Origin of the sequence: Neptunitalea lumnitzerae, assembly GCF_027924185.1 — a bacterium.
Lineage (GTDB): Bacteria > Bacteroidota > Bacteroidia > Flavobacteriales > Flavobacteriaceae > Neptunitalea > Neptunitalea lumnitzerae.
This window is the reverse complement of sequence record NZ_BRVO01000002.1, coordinates 198,594-218,130: the sequence shown is the minus strand read 5'-3', so window position 1 is coordinate 218,130 and position 19,537 is coordinate 198,594. Positions and strand designations below refer to the sequence as shown.

General features: G+C 34.3%; 13 protein-coding genes. 12 read left to right on the top strand and 1 reads right to left on the bottom strand.

From position 1 onward, the window contains the following. Window positions 1-6 precede the first annotated feature (6 nt). The 12 genes from Y10_RS08520 (at window position 7) to Y10_RS08465 (ending at window position 17,270) form a co-directional block, all read left to right on the top strand. Window positions 7-1,833, top strand: a complete 1,827-nt coding sequence (locus tag Y10_RS08520; RefSeq protein ID WP_281764961.1) for a rhamnogalacturonan lyase — start codon at window positions 7-9, stop codon at window positions 1,831-1,833. Between the two features lie 329 nt (window positions 1,834-2,162). Then, a complete protein-coding gene (gene mce / locus Y10_RS08515) occupies window positions 2,163-2,570 on the top strand; it encodes a methylmalonyl-CoA epimerase (protein WP_281764960.1) in 408 nt (135 codons plus the stop codon). Window positions 2,571-2,613: 43 nt separating this feature from the next. Next, window positions 2,614-4,176, top strand: coding sequence for an acyl-CoA carboxylase subunit beta (locus tag Y10_RS08510; RefSeq protein WP_281764959.1), 1,563 nt, complete (start codon window positions 2,614-2,616; stop codon window positions 4,174-4,176). A gap of 12 nt (window positions 4,177-4,188) precedes the next feature. Further along, entirely contained in the window at window positions 4,189-4,548 is a 360-nt protein-coding gene (locus Y10_RS08505) for an OadG family transporter subunit (protein ID WP_281764958.1), read from the top strand. 2 nt (window positions 4,549-4,550) lie between these two features. Continuing rightward, the gene (locus Y10_RS08500) at window positions 4,551-4,976 is read left to right on the top strand and encodes a biotin/lipoyl-containing protein (protein WP_281764957.1); all 426 of its coding nucleotides are present in this window, start codon (window positions 4,551-4,553) and stop codon (window positions 4,974-4,976) included. Window positions 4,977-5,017: 41 nt separating this feature from the next. Next, a complete protein-coding gene (locus tag Y10_RS08495) occupies window positions 5,018-6,304 on the top strand; it encodes a sodium ion-translocating decarboxylase subunit beta (protein WP_281764956.1) in 1,287 nt (428 codons plus the stop codon). 18 nt (window positions 6,305-6,322) lie between these two features. Further along, on the top strand, window positions 6,323-7,630 hold the full coding sequence (locus Y10_RS08490; protein WP_281764955.1) for an acetyl-CoA hydrolase/transferase family protein: 1,308 nt from the start codon (window positions 6,323-6,325) through the stop codon (window positions 7,628-7,630). A 22-nt stretch (window positions 7,631-7,652) separates the two neighbouring features. Beyond that, the gene (locus tag Y10_RS08485) at window positions 7,653-9,479 is read left to right on the top strand and encodes a methylmalonyl-CoA mutase family protein (protein WP_281764954.1); all 1,827 of its coding nucleotides are present in this window, start codon (window positions 7,653-7,655) and stop codon (window positions 9,477-9,479) included. A 2-nt stretch (window positions 9,480-9,481) separates the two neighbouring features. Next, entirely contained in the window at window positions 9,482-11,623 is a 2,142-nt protein-coding gene (scpA, locus tag Y10_RS08480; RefSeq protein WP_281765693.1) for a methylmalonyl-CoA mutase, read from the top strand. Window positions 11,624-11,841: 218 nt separating this feature from the next. Further along, window positions 11,842-13,488, top strand: coding sequence for an FAD-dependent oxidoreductase (locus Y10_RS08475; protein ID WP_281764953.1), 1,647 nt, complete (start codon window positions 11,842-11,844; stop codon window positions 13,486-13,488). 167 nt (window positions 13,489-13,655) lie between these two features. Next, complete coding sequence (locus tag Y10_RS08470) at window positions 13,656-15,530, top strand: BamA/TamA family outer membrane protein (RefSeq protein WP_281764952.1); 1,875 nt, start codon at window positions 13,656-13,658, stop codon at window positions 15,528-15,530. Between the two features lie 249 nt (window positions 15,531-15,779). Further along, a complete protein-coding gene (locus Y10_RS08465) occupies window positions 15,780-17,270 on the top strand; it encodes an acyl-CoA dehydrogenase family protein (protein ID WP_281764951.1) in 1,491 nt (496 codons plus the stop codon). Window positions 17,271-17,335: 65 nt separating this feature from the next. On the opposite strand, the gene Y10_RS08460 is transcribed toward Y10_RS08465, so the two are convergent. Continuing rightward, window positions 17,336-19,537 (bottom strand): PepSY domain-containing protein, encoded by a 2,202-nt coding sequence (locus Y10_RS08460; RefSeq protein ID WP_281764950.1) that lies wholly within the window; start codon window positions 19,535-19,537, stop codon window positions 17,336-17,338.

Genomic DNA, 19,537 nt, shown 5'->3' with positions numbered 1-19,537 from the left:
CTAGTTATGAAAAAATATGTGTTTATATATATCATCAATATCATAGTAACTATAAGTAATACGAATGCTCAAGTACAAACAGAATATTTAGATAGGGGTATTATAGCAACTCAGAAAAGTAGTAATGAACTTTTTGTAAACTGGAGACTATTCAAAAATGACCCTAAAAATATTAGTTTTAATCTGTATAGAAAAGAAGCTAACAGGCCAATACATAAATTAAATAATACGCCAATTAAGCAACAGACATGGTTTATTGATAGTACTTTTAACAATGGTACAGAATATACCTATCTGATCAAAACGGTTATTAAACAAGAGGAAAATGAAGAATCTGGTTCTTTTACAATAACACCAACAATACATGCGAAACCCTATTTTTCAATTCCTTTAAAAACACCCAAAGGTTATACACTCAATGATGCTTCGGTAGCAGATTTAACCGGTGATGGACAACTTGAAATTATCTTACACCAAACAGGAAAAGCACATGACAATTCGCACAGAGGACTAACAGACCCTCCAATTTTTCAAGCCTACAAAATGGATGGTACACTTTTGTGGGAAATAAATCTTGGTAAAAACATAAGAGAAGGTGCCCACTATACCCAATTTTTAGTGTACGATTTTGATGGGGATGGAAAAGCTGAAATGGCTTGTAAAACAGCAGATGGCACCACTGATGCCCTAGGTAATATAATAGGCGATGCTCACCAAGATTGGAGAGATACCAATCCAGAATCAAAAACCTATGGTAAAATAATTAAAGGTCCTGAGTACTTGACCATTTTTAACGGAGAAAATGGAAAAGCAATGGCTACAGTAGATTACATCCCCCCACGTGGAGATTTATCTGGCTGGGGAGGTGTTGGAGGAAATGGGAAAAATGATAATACTGCCAACAGAGCCGATAGATTTACAGCTGGGGTAGCTTTTTTAGATGGAAAACATCCTAGTTTTATTATGGGACGAGGGTATTATGGCAGATCTGTTTTAGCAGCTTTTGATTACATAGACGGAAAAATAATATCGAGGTGGATATTTGATTCTAAAAATAGAGAAAACCCATACTCTGGAATGGGAAATCATGGCTTATCGATAGCTGATGTAGATGAAGATGGAAAAGATGAAATTGTATTTGGCGCTATGGTAGTAGATAACAACGGAAAAGGACTTTACTCCACAGGTTTTAGACATGGAGATGCCTTACATGTAGGCGATTTAGATCCTGACATAGAAGGATTAGAAATATTTAACATCCATGAAATAGAAGATAACACTACAGGACCTGGAGTAACATTATACAAAGCTAAATCAGGAGAGCTCTTGTTTAAAGAAGCTCCTAACCGAGATGTTGGTAGAGGTGTATGTGGTAACATTGATACTCAGACTAAAGGAGCTCAAATGTGGTGGAGCGGTAATCCAAACCTTTACGATATTAAGGGTAATATTATTGGACAAGCGCCTAAAGAAGTTAATTTTCTAATTTGGTGGGATGGTGATGCCACCAGAGAAATTCTAGATAAAAATTACATCTTAAAATACAATCAAGGTATTTTATTACAAGCAGAAGGAGCTGTTTCCAACAACGGTACAAAAGCAACTCCTGTACTTTCTGGAGATATTTTAGGAGATTGGCGAGAAGAACTAATTCTTAGAAGTAAAGACAATAAAGAGTTAAGAGTTTATGCTACAACCTACCCTACTAATATACTCTTACCTACCCTATTACAAGACCGACAATATAGACTAAGTTTAGTATGGCAAAATGTTGGTTATAACCAGCCACCTCATCCTAGTTTTTATATTGGTACAGGTATGGAATTAGAATAGTCCTTTTTTGCTAAAAACTTACTTAAACCCTTTAAAATTAATTTTTTAAAGGGTATTCATCTATTGTTATACTTTAAATAATCCTTCACAACAAGCATTATTACTGCATTTTATAAAATCCATTTTTTTAAAATATTAAAATTACAGCATTACACCCATTCTCTATTTATAACAATGAAAACTGTAATAAAACATGATATTAAACAGTTTTTTTTAATTTTTTTCCTTTAAAATTTGAATAGATAAAAAAAACAAAAAAAGTAACAAAAAAACTGAGGCCTAAAACTCAATAAAACAATAGCAATAAAATTTCCAAAAAACATAGGATTATGGATTTAAATTATATAGAACATATTGGTATTGCAGTTAACAATCTTGAAGAAGCTACTGCGTACTACGAAAACGTTCTTGGACTTAAATGTTATTCTGTAGAAGAGGTAACAGACCAAAAAGTGAAAACAGCATTTTTTATGATTGGTCAAACAAAAATTGAACTTCTTGAAAGTACAGATCCTGAAGGTCCAATTGGTAAGTATTTAGAGAAAAAAGGTGAAGGCATTCACCACATAGCATTTGCTGTTAACAAATTAGAAGATCAGTTAGCAGATGCTGAAGAAAAAGGAGTACGCTTGATAGACAAAACTCCAAGAAAAGGTGCAGAAGGACTTCACATAGCCTTCTTACATCCTAAATCTACTCACGGTGTATTAACCGAATTATGTGAAAAAAAAGACTGAAACTAACAACACTAATTTAATATAACATTATAAACACCATAATATGTCAGTTACCAGTATTAAAATTAAAGAACTCGTTGACAAACGAGAAGAAGCAAGGCTTGGTGGTGGACAAAAAAGAATAGATGCCCAGCACAAAAAAGGTAAACTAACTGCAAGGGAGCGTATTGAATATCTACTTGACGAAGATAGCTTTGAAGAGTACGATATGTTTGTAACGCACAGATCGCATTCCTTTGGTCTAGAAAAACAAAAATACTATTCAGATGGGGTAGTAACCGGTAGAGGAACCATTGACGGAAGAATTGTTTTTGTTTTTAGTCAGGATTTTACAGTTTTCGGAGGATCCTTATCCGAAACCTTTGCAAACAAAGTATGTAAAATTTTAGATCAGGCTATGAAAGTTGGAGCTCCTGTAATTGGTTTAAATGATTCAGGTGGAGCACGTATCCAAGAAGGGGTTAGATCTCTTGCAGGATATGCAGAAATCTTCCAAAGAAACATTATGGCCTCAGGGGTAATACCTCAAATATCAGGAATCTTTGGTCCATGTGCCGGTGGTGCAGTATACTCTCCTGCCCTTACCGACTTTATCATGATGACAGAGAATACTTCTTATATGTTTGTTACCGGTCCTAAAGTAGTACAAACAGTTACTGGAGAAGTAATTACCACAGACGATTTAGGAGGTGCTAATGTACATGCCACCAAATCTGGGGTTTCTCACTTCTTAGCAAGTACCGAAGAAGAAGGTTTATTATTAATGAGAAAATTAATAAGTTACCTACCACAAAATAATCTTGAAGATCCTCCTGTAATCGATTGCTCTGATCCTATAGATCGTTTAGAGGATTCTTTAAATGAAATTATTCCAGAAAACCCTAACAAACCTTATGACATTATTGATGTAATTAGTGCTACTACAGATTATGGAGAATTTTTAGAAGTACAGAGAAATTACGCCAAAAACATTGTTGTAGGTTTTGCCAGATATAATGGTAGACCAGTAGGTATTGTGGCTAACCAACCAAAATTCCTTGCGGGTGTACTAGACATTGATGCCTCTAGAAAAGCAGCTCGTTTTGTTCGTTTTTGCGATTCATTTAATATTCCATTAGTAACTTTAGTAGATGTACCAGGTTTCTTACCAGGTAGTACGCAAGAGTATGGTGGTATTATTATTCACGGAGCAAAATTATTATTTGCTTACGGTGAAGCTACAGTGCCAAAAGTAACCATTACGTTACGTAAATCATATGGTGGTGCGCATGATGTAATGAGTTGTAAACAACTTAGAGGTGATTTAAACTATGCATGGCCAACAGCTGAAATTGCAGTTATGGGAGCCAAAGGAGCTATTGAAGTTCTTGAAGGTAAAGCCCTAGCCGCTATTCCGGATGAAGAAGAACGTGCAGAATTCATTGAAAAGAAAGAAACTGAATATTCTGAAAAATTTGCTACACCATATCTTGCAGCAAAATATGGCTTTATTGATGATATCATTGAACCAAGAAATACACGTTTCAGAATTATTAGAGCGCTAGAATCTTTAGCTACTAAGAAGGAAATGAATCCTCCTAAAAAACACTCAAACCTTCCACTATAAACCACACGTATTATGATGTTCTTAAACGCAAATATGGATGAAGGGTTTGTGATTTTACTAGTAGGAATGTTTATCGTTTTCATAGCGTTACTAGTGTTATTTACTTTGTTTACCCTAATGCCTAAACTTTTAAATGCCTTTAGCAAAAAACCTAAAACGGCGGTTAAAAAAGTATCCAATTCATCAGAAACCTCCAACAAAGAATCGTACGTTTCTGGTGAACAAATGGCAGCAGTTTCTACAGCAGTATACCTGTTTTTAGAAGAAGCACACGACGAAGAAAACGCTATTGTAACGATCAACTCCGTAGCTAAAAATTACTCTCCTTGGAGTAGTAAGATTTACGTAACCCATCGCTTTAATAATAGATAAAAATGAAAAAATATAATTTAAAAATAAACGGAAATTCTTACGCTGTACATATTACTGATGCCGATCAGAATAAAATACAGATGCAAGTAAACGGAACTTCCTACGAAGTGGAATTAGAAAAAGAAATTAAAACTACTAAAACACCTCGTTTGGTAAGATCTCAACCTTCAGCTCCTGTAGCTAAGGCTACTAAACCTTTACAAACAAGCACGTCTGTAAAGAAAATTACAGCTCCACTACCTGGTACTGTATTAAAAATATGCGTAAATGTGGGTGACACCATTAAAACAGGAGATGAACTTATTGTATTAGAAGCCATGAAAATGGAAAATATAATTCAGGCAGAAAGCTCTGGTACTATTAAATCTATACAGGTACAGGCTAACGCCAACGTATTACAAGGAGACATCTTATTAGAAATTGGTTAACAAACAATTTGTTTTGTTTAACCCATGTAAAAACATTTACCATGCTATTCAATAAAAAAAGAACATATAATAAACTTGTAATTGGGGCCTTGGCGTTTTTTATAACAGGCTTTGCCCTAGCCCAAGTTTCGGGAACTGATGCCACTATGGCGGCAGATGGTTCTTTATTCCAGAGAGCTTTAGATGGTATTGCAACTTTCTTAAGCTATACAGGATTTGCAAATGTAACAATAGCCCACATAGTAATGATTGTGGTTGGTTTATTCTTCATATTTCTAGCAATTAATTATGATTATGAGCCCTTGTTACTTATACCCATTGGTACCGGTATATTAATTGGTAATATTCCGTTTGTGGCCGGTAACCAAATAGGAATTTATGAAACAGGATCTGTTTTAAATTATTTATATTTTGGAGTTGTAAAAGGTATATACCCACCTCTGATATTCTTAGGTATTGGTGCCATGACCGACTTTTCATCACTCTTATCTAACCCAAAACTAATGTTGCTTGGTGCTGCAGCTCAGATAGGTGTTTTCTTAACATTCTTAGGAGCTATAGCTTTAGGATTTACATTACAAGAATCGGGTGCTATTGGTATTATTGGTGGTGCAGATGGTCCTACAGCAATCTTTTTATCATCCAAATTAGCTAATGGTTTAAACGGTTCTCAAAACCTTATTGGTCCTATTGCTATTGCAGCTTATAGTTATATGGCATTAGTACCAGTAATACAACCGCCAATTATGAGATTATTAACATCTCAAAAAGAGCGTGTTATTAAAATGAAACCACCAAGAGCCGTTTCTAAAAAAGAGAAAATAATATTCCCTATTGTAGGGTTGTTATTAACCACTTTTATTTCACCTTCTGCATTACCATTGTTAGGTATGTTATTCTTTGGAAATATCTTAAAAGAATCTGGACATACTGAACGTTTAGCAGAAACTGCAAGAACAAAATTAATTGATATTGTAACCATCTTATTAGGGGTAACCGTTGGAGCTTCTACACAAGCAGACGTTTTCTTAACATTCGATTCTATGAAAATATTCTGTTTAGGAGCTATATCATTTGTAATTGCAACTATGGGAGGTTTACTATTTGCTAAATTCATGAACCTTTTCTTAAAAGGAGATAATAAAATTAACCCACTTATTGGAGCTGCCGGAGTTTCTGCAGTACCAGATAGTGCAAGAGTTGTTCACGTAGAAGCATTAAAATATGATAAAAGTAATTACTTGCTAATGCATGCTATGGCACCTAACGTAGCAGGTGTAATTGGTAGTGCAGTTGCAGCAGGTATTCTTTTAAGTTTTTTAGGATAATCATCTAAATTCAACACCATGAGAAATTATTCAACACCAGAAGAAGCAGTAAAATTAATAAAATCAGGAGATCGTGTACTAGTACAGGCTGCAGCCGCAACCCCTCAGACATTGTTAAAAGCAATGGTAGGTAGAGCTTCTGAATTAAGAGATGTAGAAATAGTACATATACATACTGAAGGATATATTGATTATGTATTACCAGAATATGCAGATAGCTTTAAAACAAGTTGTTTCTTTATGGGCGGTAATATTAGAAAAGCCGTTCAACAAGGGCATGCACAATACAACCCTGTATTTTTAAGTGATATCCCTCACCTATTCAGAAGCGGTAATTTACCTATTGATGTAGCATTAGTGAATGTATCGCCGCCAGATAAACATGGTTATTGCTCATTAGGAGTATCTGTAGATATTATGATTGGCGGATTAGAGTCTGCTAAAACCGTAATTGCACAGATAAATCCTAATGTACCACGTACTATGGGAGATGGTATTATTCACATAGACAAGTTTGACGCTTGTGTAGAAGTTAATGATCCTTTATACGAATTAATACCAGGAGCTCCTACAGATGAAGAGCAATTAATAGGTACGCACATTGCCAACATGATAGAAGATGGCTCCACCTTACAAATGGGAATTGGTGGTATACCAAATGCTGTATTGTCATGTTTAGGAAATCATAAAGATTTAGGAGTACATACAGAAATGTTTTCAGAAGGTATTCTTCCTTTAATTGAAAAGGGAGTTGTGAATGGGTCTAAAAAAACTGTTTTACCTTATAAAATAGTATCAGGATTTGCTATGGGGTCTAAAAAGTTATATGACTTTATGGATGATAACCCAGAAGTTTGGATGATGGACATTGCGTTTGTAAATGATACCGCAGTAATACGTCAAAACCCTAAGGCAATTGCCATTAACTCTGCCATTGAGGTAGACATTACCGGACAAATTTGTGCAGATAGTATTGGTACCAGAATGTATTCTGGTGTTGGTGGACAAATGGACTTTATGCGTGGTGCAGCATTATCACCAGGTGGTAAAGCTATATGCGCATTACCTTCTATCACACATAAAGGTGTTTCTAAAATTGTTCCTGTACTAAAATCAGGGGCCGGTGTAGTAACTACGCGTGCCCATGTACAATATGTGGTTACTGAATTTGGTGTGGCAGAACTAAAAGGTAGAAACCTTGCGCAAAGAGCCAAAGCTCTAATAGATGTAGCTCACCCAGATGCTAGAGAAGAATTAGATAGAGAAGCACATGAGCGCTTTGGTAACAGCTTTGTTTCTTTTAATCAATTAGAACTGAATCATTAATGTGATGTAACCTAGATGAGTCATGGAAAAAGAACTTAATTTATTAAAAACCTTTCCTCCTGTAAACAAGGAGGAATGGGTTCAAAAAGCCACTGAAGATTTAAAAGGTGCCGACTTTGACAGAAAGCTTGTATGGAAAACCTACGAGGGGATACCAGTACAACCATTCTATACCGCAGAAGATACTGAAGGCAAACAATTGCCTTCTGAAATTTTAAATATTGAAGATCCAAACCATAGAACTTGGAACAATTATCTTCAAATTGAAGTTGCTGATGAAAGTGAAGCAAATAGATTAGCTGTTAAAATGATTGCGTTTGATGCTACAGGAATACTTTTTATTCTAAGGGAGCCTGCATCAACCAACTTGGAAATTTTATTAAAAGGATTAGATTTAGAAAACTTAGCAGTTTCTTTTAAAACGGAAAAACCAAGTGCTCAATTAATTGAAAACTATTTTAACTACTGCTCTAGTAAATCTGTTGCATTAGAAAAACTTACTGGTTTTTACCAATCTGATGTATTAGAATTATTAACTACCCAAGGTATTAAACCTGAGTATACAGAACTAGCAAAAATACTTGAGTTAACTAGTAAAGCAACTAAATTTTACGGCTTAACTATTCAATCTCATGCCTTTGCAGATAGTGGTGCTAATATTGCTCAAGAAATAGCATTAGTAAATAATAAGTTAGTAGAATATATTACTGAATTAACAGAAGTAAGTGAATTAGCTATTGACGAAGTGTTTAAAAATGTACTCTTCCACACGGCTATAGGTGGCGATTATTTCTTTGAGATAAGTAAAATTAGAGCCCTAAGATTGGTATTTCAATCTATCGCAGCTCATTATGGAGTTCCACAAACCACAGTGCAAATAGTTGCTTCAAGTGGTTTATGGACAAAGTCTTTATTTGACCCAAATGTTAACCTACTTAGAAACACCACCGAAGCTATGGCAGCAGTATTAGGAGGTTGTGACGGACTACTTATTCAACCCCACGATAGTAGTTTCCAAAAACCTTCTGATTTTAGCCATAGAATTGCGTTAAATGTTTCGAACCTTTTAAAAGGAGAATCTCACTTTGATAAAGTAACCGACCCATCTGCTGGTTCCTATTATATAGAAAATCTTACCGACGGATTGGTTGAAAAAGCACTAGAGCTTTTTAAAGAAGTAGAATCAAAAAATGGTTTTGTAAAAGCCTTTTCATCAGGATTTATACCTGAAATAATTCAACAAAGTAAAGCACAAAAAGAGAAAGACATCACGGCTCGTAAAAAAGTAATTGTGGGTACTAATAAATACCCTAATCTTACGGAAAAAGTTACAGTGGAAACTATAGAAAAAGTAGCTGATAATACCGCTGTATTACAACCGCAAAGAGCCTCTAACGCTTTTGATACATTACGATTAACCACGTTGAAAAACTTTAAGGAAACAGGCAACATTCCTAAAGTATACCTTTCGTGCTTTGGTAATTTAGCCATGAGAAAAGCAAGAGCCACCTTTGCTGCAGAATTTTTTGGTATTGCCGGATTCCAAATTCTTGGAGAACACATGTACAGCGCTATAGAAGAAGCGGCTAAACAAGCGGCTAATAGCGAAGGTGATATTATTGTTATGTGTTCGTCTGACCAAGATTATGTAAGTGATGGTGTTGAGTTTGCAACTACATTCAAATCAATTGCTCCTGAAAAACAATTGGTATTAGCAGGTTACCCTGCCGATATGGTAGATAGCTTAAAAGCTGCAGGTGTAGACTCATTTATTCATGTTAAAACAAATGCTATTGAAGCATTAAGTGAATATCAGAACATGTTGTTTGAACCTTCTAAAACTTTGTAATGATGAAAAGACCAGATTTCACAACCATAAAAGCGGCTATGAATAGCACTGCAAAACAGCCTGTAAACAATATAGATTCTTGGCAAACCGCAGAACATATTCCCGTTAAAAATTCATTCTCAGAAAACGACATAAAAGATGCAAATCATCTTCAGTATGCAGCAGGGTTACCTCCTTACCTAAGAGGTCCTTACTCTACTATGTATGCAAACCGACCTTGGACTATACGTCAGTATGCAGGGTTTTCTACTGCTGAAGAATCTAATGCATTTTATAAAAGAAACCTTGCCGCAGGGCAAAAAGGATTATCTGTAGCCTTTGATTTACCTACTCACCGAGGATATGATTCTGATCACCCACGTGTAGAAGGAGATGTAGGTAAAGCTGGGGTAGCAATTGACTCAATTCTAGATATGAAAGTTTTATTTGATGATATACCATTAGATAAAATGTCAGTATCTATGACTATGAACGGAGCCGTAATTCCAGTAATGGCATTTTACATTTTAGCTGCGGAAGAACAAGGAGTTTCTATGGATCAGTTAAGTGGTACTATTCAAAATGATATTCTAAAAGAATTCATGGTACGTAATACCTATATCTATCCACCTAAACCATCTATGAAAATTATTGGTGACATCTTTAAGTTTACCAGTCAGAACATGCCACGCTTTAACTCTATTTCTATCTCAGGTTACCACATGCAAGAAGCAGGTGCTACCGCAGATATTGAGTTAGCCTACACCCTAGCCGATGGACTAGAATATTTAAGAACAGGTATAGAAGCAGGTTTAACCATAGACCAGTTTGCGCCTAGACTTTCATTCTTTTGGGCAGTTGGTATGAACCATTTTATGGAAATAGCTAAAATGCGTGCAGGTCGTGTTCTTTGGGCAAGAATTGTAAAGCAATTTAATCCTAAGAACCCTAAATCAATGGCATTAAGAACCCACTCACAAACCAGTGGATATAGTCTTAGTGAAGCAGACCCTTACAACAATGTAGCACGTACTTGTATAGAAGCTATGGCCGCTGCTTGCGGACATACACAAAGTTTACATACCAATGCACTAGATGAAGCTATTGCCTTACCTACAGATTTCTCTGCACGTATTGCTAGAAATACACAGTTATACCTGCAAGATGAAACCAACATGACCAAGGTAGTAGACCCATGGGCAGGTAGTTATTATGTAGAGTATTTAACCAAAGAGCTTATAGACAAAGCTTGGAAACATATTCAGGAAATTGAAGAACTTGGTGGAATGGCAAAAGCTATTGAAACCGGTTTACCAAAAATGAGAATTGAAGAAGCATCTGCCAGAAAACAAGCCAGAATTGATGCAGGTAAAGATGTTTTAGTTGGTGTAAATAAATACAAAGTAAACGAAGAATCTGATATTGAAGTTCTTGAAGTAGATAACTCCGCTGTAAGAGATAGCCAAATTGCACGCTTGAAAAAACTAAGAGCTGAAAGAAATCAAGAAGCTGTTGAAAAAGCATTAGAAGCGTTATCTGAATGTGCAAAAACAGGAGAAGGTAATTTATTAGAACTTGCTATTAATGCTGCCCGAGAACGTGCTTCACTTGGTGAAATATCAGATGCGATGGAGAAACATTTTGGAAGACATAAAGCAGTTGTAAAAACCATTTCTGGAGTATACTCTCAAGAAACAGGAAACGATGCCGAATTTTTAAAAGTAAAAGAATTAACCGATTCATTTGCTGAAGAAGTTGGTAGAAGACCTAGAGTTATGATTGCTAAGATGGGACAAGATGGTCACGACCGTGGTGCTAAAGTAATTGCGTCTTCTTTTGCTGATATGGGATTTGATGTAGATATGGGACCATTATTCCAAACACCAGAAGAGGTAGCCCGCCAAGCTGCAGAGAATGATGTTGATTTTGTAGGTGCATCTTCACTTGCAGGTGGACACAAAACTTTAATTCCTAAACTAGTAGAAGAACTTAAAAAATTAGGAAGAGGAGATATCTTAGTATTTGCAGGAGGTGTAATTCCACGTCAAGATTATGAATATTTGTACGAACGAGGCATTTTTGAGGTATTTGGACCCGGTTCTATCATACCAATTTGTGCACAAACCATGATGAAAAAATTAATGGTTACCGAAGAAGACAAGTAATTAAAATATAAAGTCATTAGTTGACTTTAAATACTCGATTAAGTTTTAAGTTTAAAAGATCTCAGATTAACTTCTGAGATCTTTTTTTATTAAATAAAACACTAATAAATAGACGTTTAAAACTTTATAGTGTATGTTACCTATGTTACTTACCATTGCTAATTTATTAAGTACTTTAGAGCTATATTTTACTAATAAATACTACTAAAGTTTTCTATATGAAACGAACTAAAATAATTATTATAGGAGGACTATCTGCTGGACCTTCTGCAGCTGCTAAAGCAAGAAGAACCAATGAAAATGCTGAAATTATACTCTTTGAAAAAACCAAACATATAAGTTATGCTACTTGTGGTATCCCGTATGCTATGTCTGGTAAAATTAAAACTAGAGACAAGCTTATGGTAGTGCAACCCGAATTACTAAAAAAAAGATTTGGGGTAGACTTACATTTAAATGAACCCGTTATAGATATTGACCCAAATGCACAATTAGTTTACACCAGCAATGGATCTTATTCTTACGACAAACTTGTACTTGCTACTGGTGGAAACGCCTTCTTACCTCCTATTAAAAACATTCAAAACTATCAAAATTGGGCATTTGCTAAAACTATAGAAGATTTTGATAAAATCATGAAAAACGGTGTTATTGATAAAGCACAACATATTACCATAGTAGGCGCCGGACTTATTGGATTAGAAACTGCTGAAAATTTAGTACATGCAGGTAAAAAAGTAACCATAGTAGAATACGCAGATCAGGTATTAGGAAACTGGGATAAAAAATTTGCACAAATAGCTCTACATGAACTTACCAAAAATGGTGTTGAAGTAAAATTAAACACCACTGTTAAGGAAATAGACACTTCAGTTCAAGAACTTATTCTAACCAATGGAGAACGGTTTTACACAGACTATATGTTAGTAGGTATTAGTGTAAAACCAAATACTGAAATGTTAATAGCTAAAGGGGCTGAACATTTACAAAATGGGGCACTAATTGTTAATGAACGCATGGAAACATCGTTACCAAATATTTATGCTGCTGGTGATTGCGCTTCTATACCCAACCTGCTCACAGGAGAGTCGTCTTGGTACCCTATGGGTACGCATTCTAACAAGGCAGGCCGTGTTGCAGGGGCTAATGCCGCAGGAGGTAATGAAACCTTTGAAGGTGCTTATGGTACTGCCATTATGAAATTGTTTGATTATACGATTGCCAGAACAGGAATGGGAATTAAAGAATTGGAAAGAAAACAGATAAATTATAAATCGTCCATGATTATAGCTGGTACTACTCCAGGTTTCTATCCTGATCCGAAAGACTTATTTTTAGAAATTTATTTTGATGCTGATTCAGGAGTTATTCTTGGAGCAGAAATGATTGGAGAAAAAGGTGTAGATAAGAGAGTTGATGTACTAGCCACCGCAATATATGCTAAACTAACTATTAGTGATTTACCTCGATTAGATTTAGCGTATGCCCCGCCCTACTCCCCAGCAAAAGACCCTGTTGTAGTTGCCGGCTATGTAGCAGAAAACTCTTTAAAACAAAAGTATCAGGAAGTAAATGTAACTAAAGCAGCAGAGCTAATACATACGAATAAAGATTTGATTCTATTAGATGTAAGAAACGTTGCAGAATTACATAAAAATGGTGCTCTAGATAATGCTGTAAATATTCCTTTGGATGAATTAAGAAACAGATTGGAAGAATTAGATCCTAACAAGTCCATACTAGTTTACTGTGCAAAAGGACTAAGAGGCTATTTATCATCTCTTATTCTAGCACATAACGGATTTAATAATATCTACAATTTAGCAGGAGGATTTACTGCTTGGAAAAATATGACAAATAAGTAGTATAACTTTGCTACCCCATTCAATAAATTTTGAGGGGTAGCTTTTACTTATAGAAGTATACTTTAAATATATCTTAAAAACACTCTTAAACTTGAACTTTTAAAGTTAAAATGGTTCCCACTACTTAAAAAAATAGTATGTTTGGTTACCGTTAAAATGAGTAGGAATTGAAGTATGTTGTTTTAATTATCATTTTTTTTTGTGGAGCTTCCTTATATGCTCAAAAGAAAGACTCTATCTCCACAAAACGAAAAGAAATTGATAGTGTAAGGCAACTTAAAAATCAACAATTCTATCAAAACCTACAGGATAAATCCGGTAAAAGTAAATTCGGACATATGTTACACGACTTTATTTTTAAACCTGTAAATCCTTCTGATAAAAAAGCCACAGCTGCAACTTTAGAAAGAGATCTTCAAAGAAATTTTAAAGAATATCAAGGCAAAACAATCAGAAAAATTGTTATTAAATCTTTAGACCCTATTGGTTACAATGAAAAGGATACCACGCAAGTACCCACAAGAAAATTAGACATACTAGCTAATTCTGTGCACCTGAAAACTACCCCCTTCACGGTGAGAGGTTTACTTTTAGTTAAAGAAAATCAGCCATTAGATTCCTTACTCATACTAGAATCTGAACGTTTATTAAGACGCCGTAATTTTATAAGACGTGCCCTTATAAAACCTACTCCAATTCAAAATAATGATGAAGAAGTAGACCTCTACATATATGTTTTAGATAGTTGGAGTTTTCTTGTAGATGGTGACGTTAGTGGAAGCAGTGGAGAAATTAGATTAAGGGAATTTAACTTTATGGGGTTGGGGCACCGATTAACTATGGCTTATAAACAAGGCTATAAAGACAATAAAGGAAACGCCTATACATTAGGATACAGAGCAGCCAACTTGTACAACACCTTTATAAACGCAGAAGCATCAAGAGATTTAGAAATTGACAATACCTTTGAAAATAAATTTGTAGTTGATAGAACTTTTTACTCTCCATTTACTAGGTGGGCGGGTAAAATAGGCTATACAGAACAACTTAAACTAGAAGGACTTTATATTAACCAGTTAGATACCATTATTTATGAGCCTGTAGAAGATAATACCTTTGATGTATGGAGTGGTTTAGCAATTCCTATTAGTAACCAAAAGAATTCAGAAAAATTACCCACAAATTTAATTTTGGCAGCTAGGTACACTCATACAGATTATATGGATAAACCCGATGCTACTATTGACTCTGTTTCTTATTTTCAAGATGAAGATTTATATATGACTTCCATTGGAGTAAGACACGTAAATTACGTTAGAGACCGTTATATATTTAGAAATGGTGATATTGAAGATATTGCTATAGGAAGTAGTTTATTTTTAAATGCCGGATACCAACAGTATCCTATGGGTGGTAATTGTTATTTAGGTACCAGTATTACTTTAAATAACTATTTTAAAAATTTTGGCTACTTGGCAGGAAATTTTGAATATGGAAGTTACTTTAATGATGGTAAAACTACACAATCTTTACTTAGACTAGAAAGTACATATTTTACTCCGGTTTTTAGAATTGGCGCTTGGTATTTTAGACAATTTGCAAGAATAAACTCCGTAATGGGTTTTGGTAGAAAAGACTTTGTTTTAGATAGAATTACCTTAAATGAAGACAATGGTATACAAGGCTTTGACAGTCCAATAGTGCATGGAACTCGAAAGTTTGTGTTTAGTTTTAAAACGCAATCTTATGTTCCCTTCAATTGGTTGGGTTTTCGTATGAGTCCATTCATAAACGTAGATTTAGGATACATAGGGCAAGAAAAGCAGCCTTTATTTCAAAATGAATCTTATAAAAAGTTTGGGTTCGGTTTTCTAATAAGTAATGATTACTTTGTATTTGAAAATATTACTATTTCGTTCTTCTATATACCCGAAATTCCAGGAGCTAATGGAGGCAATTTCCAAATTAAAGCATCTACAAATAATAATTTCGGTTTAGAAAATTATGACTATCAACCTCCACACGTTATTCCTTACAAATAGAACGTCTATTAAATAAAAAAATAATTATAGCGTACTTTTTTAATGAAATTATTATAAAAAGTTAAAATTATTTATCAAAAATTCTTATTATTTCAAAAGAATATCAGACCTTTAACCCCTTATAGCTAGGAGAAAAAGTTATATTTATAAAATCGTCTTATTTTTCGTGAAATAAGTTCAAGAAATAAGAAAGTAATACGTACGTAAGTACTTAGATATATAAAGTTTAGAAAATTAACGACCCCTATTATGAAAGAAAATTTTGAGGAGTTTATTACTAGATTTAAAGACCGATTGCATGATTTATTTCATAACAAAACGGATATTGATAACTTAAGTCTTTCTCGTGGATTACCAGAAAAAGTTTGGAGTGAAATAATGGCATTAAAACCATTATCAGTTGCTGTGCCAGAACAATTTGGTGGACGCGGATTAGAAGTAAAGGAGTGTTTAAGTGTGCTTTCTGCAGCATCTTATGAAGCCTTACCGTTATCTCTAACTTTTGGTATTAACATTGCCCTATTTTTAGAACCATTTGCTAAATATAGTAACGATGCTATTAAACCAGAAGTCTACAATCGTTTTATAAATCATGGCGCTATGGGTGGCCTTATGATTACTGAACCAGATTATGGTAGTGATGCTTTAAGTATGCAAACCAGTAATGTGCTAACGGAAGAAGGATATGCACTTAAAGGTCAAAAGCACTGGCAAGGTCTAACTGGCATGGCAGACTATTGGTTAGTAACATCTAGAAAGAAAAATGATAATGGAGATCTAGCAAGAGATATTGACTTTTTTGTTACAGATGAAAGTAAGCCTGAACAAAAAATCAATGTAGAGAACTATTTCAACAACCTAGGGTTATATATGATACCTTACGGTTTGAATAATATTGACTTAAAAGTTCCTGCAAATCAGAAATTAGAAGCACCACGCACAGGTATTAAAATGATGCTTGATATACTACACCGTAGTAGATTACAATTTCCGGGTATGGGAATGGGCTTTATTAAAAGAATGTTAGACGAAGCTATTGAGCATTGTACCAACCGTATTGTTGGCGGACAGAGCTTACTGCATTTAGATTCTGTAAAATTCCAGATTTCTAGAATTCAAGCTGCTTATAGTTTATGTTCTGGTATGTGCGCTAGAAGTTCTTCTATGAGTGGAATTGATTTTGAACTATCTGGTCAAGGTTTAGAAGCAAACAGTATGAAAGCTTTGGTAACAGACATGATGCAAGAATCTGCTCAACTATGCACACAACTTTCTGGTTCTAGTGGATATAAACTAGATCATATTGCAGGCCGTGGTATTGTAGATAGTAGACCTTTCCAAATTTTTGAAGGTTCTAACGAAATGCTTTATACTCAAATTGCAGAAGTTGTTACTAAGCAAATGAAAAGGCTTAAGGAGACAAAGCTTGGTAAAGCTCTTTCTGAAATGGATAGAACTAGCAGAATTGCTCCAATGCTGAAAAAACAATTAGATTTTAACTTACCTGACAACATGGTTCAAAGACAAATGGTTGTTTTGGGACAGGTTGTAGCAAGAATGGTGAGTTTACAGTATGTTAGTGAGATGGTAGATAAAGGCTTTAGAAATGATTTATTTGATAATTGTTTCAAACATATGTCTATGGATATTACTAGATTACTTTCTGATTTTATTGATTACAATAACGCAGAACCAATTGTTGCCTACAATGAAAATTCTGATTGGATGAATTTTATTTAAAATTAGCTTACAATTATCACACATAAAAAGAAAGGCTGCTTAAACATTTAAGCAGCCTTTTTTATTTAGTAGCAATCCATTAATAATTGCTTTTTCTTCTGATAGTAACTAAGAGGTTTACCGTTATATTCTAAACAAATACTTTGTAATAATTCAAGCACATCTTTTTGCATTAAAACGGAACCACAAATCATTATCACTCCGCCTGAATCTAGAACACCTGCCAACCATTCCGATTTTTCTTTTAGCTTATCCTGAACATATTGTTTTTCAGTAAACTCTCTAGAATATGCGGGTATAAAATCTTCTAATTGCTTATTTTGTAATGCTTCTGAAACAATATCTGCATATAAATTATATGAAATACTATTTTTAGCACCCCAAAAAAGATGTGTAGCTATTTTGCTAGTATTTTGCTTTACCATTCCTAAAAAAGGCGCTATACCAGTACCAGTAGCTATTAAAACCACATGGTTAGCACGTTTAGGAAAATAGAAACTCTTATTTTTAATTCTAGAAGCCTTAATTGTTTCTCCTGCAGATAAATTATTTAAGAAATTTGAACACTTACCATATTCGTGTAACTTAATACTAAGTACAAGTTCTTGATTAGGTAAAACCCCAACAGAATACAACCGTTGATGTTCCTCTTGGGCTGGAGAAATACCTACTAAATCACCCGACTTAAACTTGCTTTTATCCGTAGGTTTTAAAAACAACATAAACGCGTTACTAGAAGTTTCTAATTCAGTTTTAACCTGTACCACGAACTCTTTTTCCCTACTATGCTTAAAAGCATCTTCATTTCTTTTATAATTACCAAGTGCTACACCACTTACCTCTGCATATTGTAAAACCCATTGGTTAAACGACTCAGCAGATTGATTGTTTACAGTATGTAAAGGCAATACTGGAGTACAATTAGGAGATTTTTTTAAAACAGCTTGTACCTCATAAGCAAATTTACAATAGTCTTTATAAGCTAATGATCCAAAACCTAAAACGGTAAATTGAAAATTAGTATTACTTACATTACTAAACTTACTTATAAATTTGCTGGCATTAGAAGGTGCTTCTCCTACCCCATAACTTGCCGTTAAAATTAAAAGCTGTTGGAGTTTAGGATAGTGGGTATAGTTGTTTAAATGATCTATATATACCTTCTTTTGGTTATTCGTTAGCTGTTCTTGTAGCCATACAGCAAACTTAAGGGTGGTACCCCCTTCTGAACCTACTAATATCACATGAGTGGCTTCTACCCTTTTGTACTTATTCTTTAATTTAGCTTCTCTTCTTTTAAAAGTTATTTTAAATCCTGATACTACAAAGAATAAAATAGCAATTGCCGCTAATAATAAAATTGTTGCCCACCAATAGCTACTTTCACCAGTATGCAAAATATATCCCCATTGATATGCTATTTCAGAGAAAGGATACCTAATACTACTTTCTACCTCCCCTGTATACTGATTGATAACAAGCTCTCTATCTTCTAGATAAAATTTATAAAAATCGGTTACATCTGGTGAAAAAGGAAATTCAATAGATTTTATGTCACTCAAGTAAACATCATGTATACCAGGAAATTCTTCAACTAATAAAGTAGGTTCCTCACTTAAATTATCTTCATCTATACTGTGCTCTAATACCGTATGTGTAACAATATTTAATTGATAAACCGATAGCAACACTCCACTAATACTAATAATCAATATGGGTATTAAAAGTACTCTACCAAGATAAACGTGACTATACTGAAAAAAATGATCATTGATAATTCTATCAAAAAAATGCCTAATACCCTGTTGTCTTTTTATAATAAGTACAAATCCTGAAATAGTAATAATTACAAGTATAAAGGAAGTTAGCATCATAAAAATTCGACCTGTTGTATGTAAAAACAATGATCTGTGTAAGGTTTTTGCAAACTTATAGGTAGCTGTTTCAGGTATAATATCACATATTTTTTCAGTAGTAATTGGGTCTATATAAAACTCCTCCAAATCGCCTTCATCTGTAATTACAGAAGCTGTAACTAAGTGGCTAGGGGTTATTTTTACCTCTAAAATTTCAAGGTAATTTTGTTGAAGAGCATCTATAGTTTTGGCAACCGGAATTTCATTTAAATTAGTGTTAGAAGATAATTGAAATTCATTATTAATTGGCTGAAATGCCAATACAATTCCGGTTAAAGAAGCAATAATTAAAAATAAAAAAGAGCATACAGCCAACGCTAAGTGGCTGTATCTCCATATTGATAATGTCAT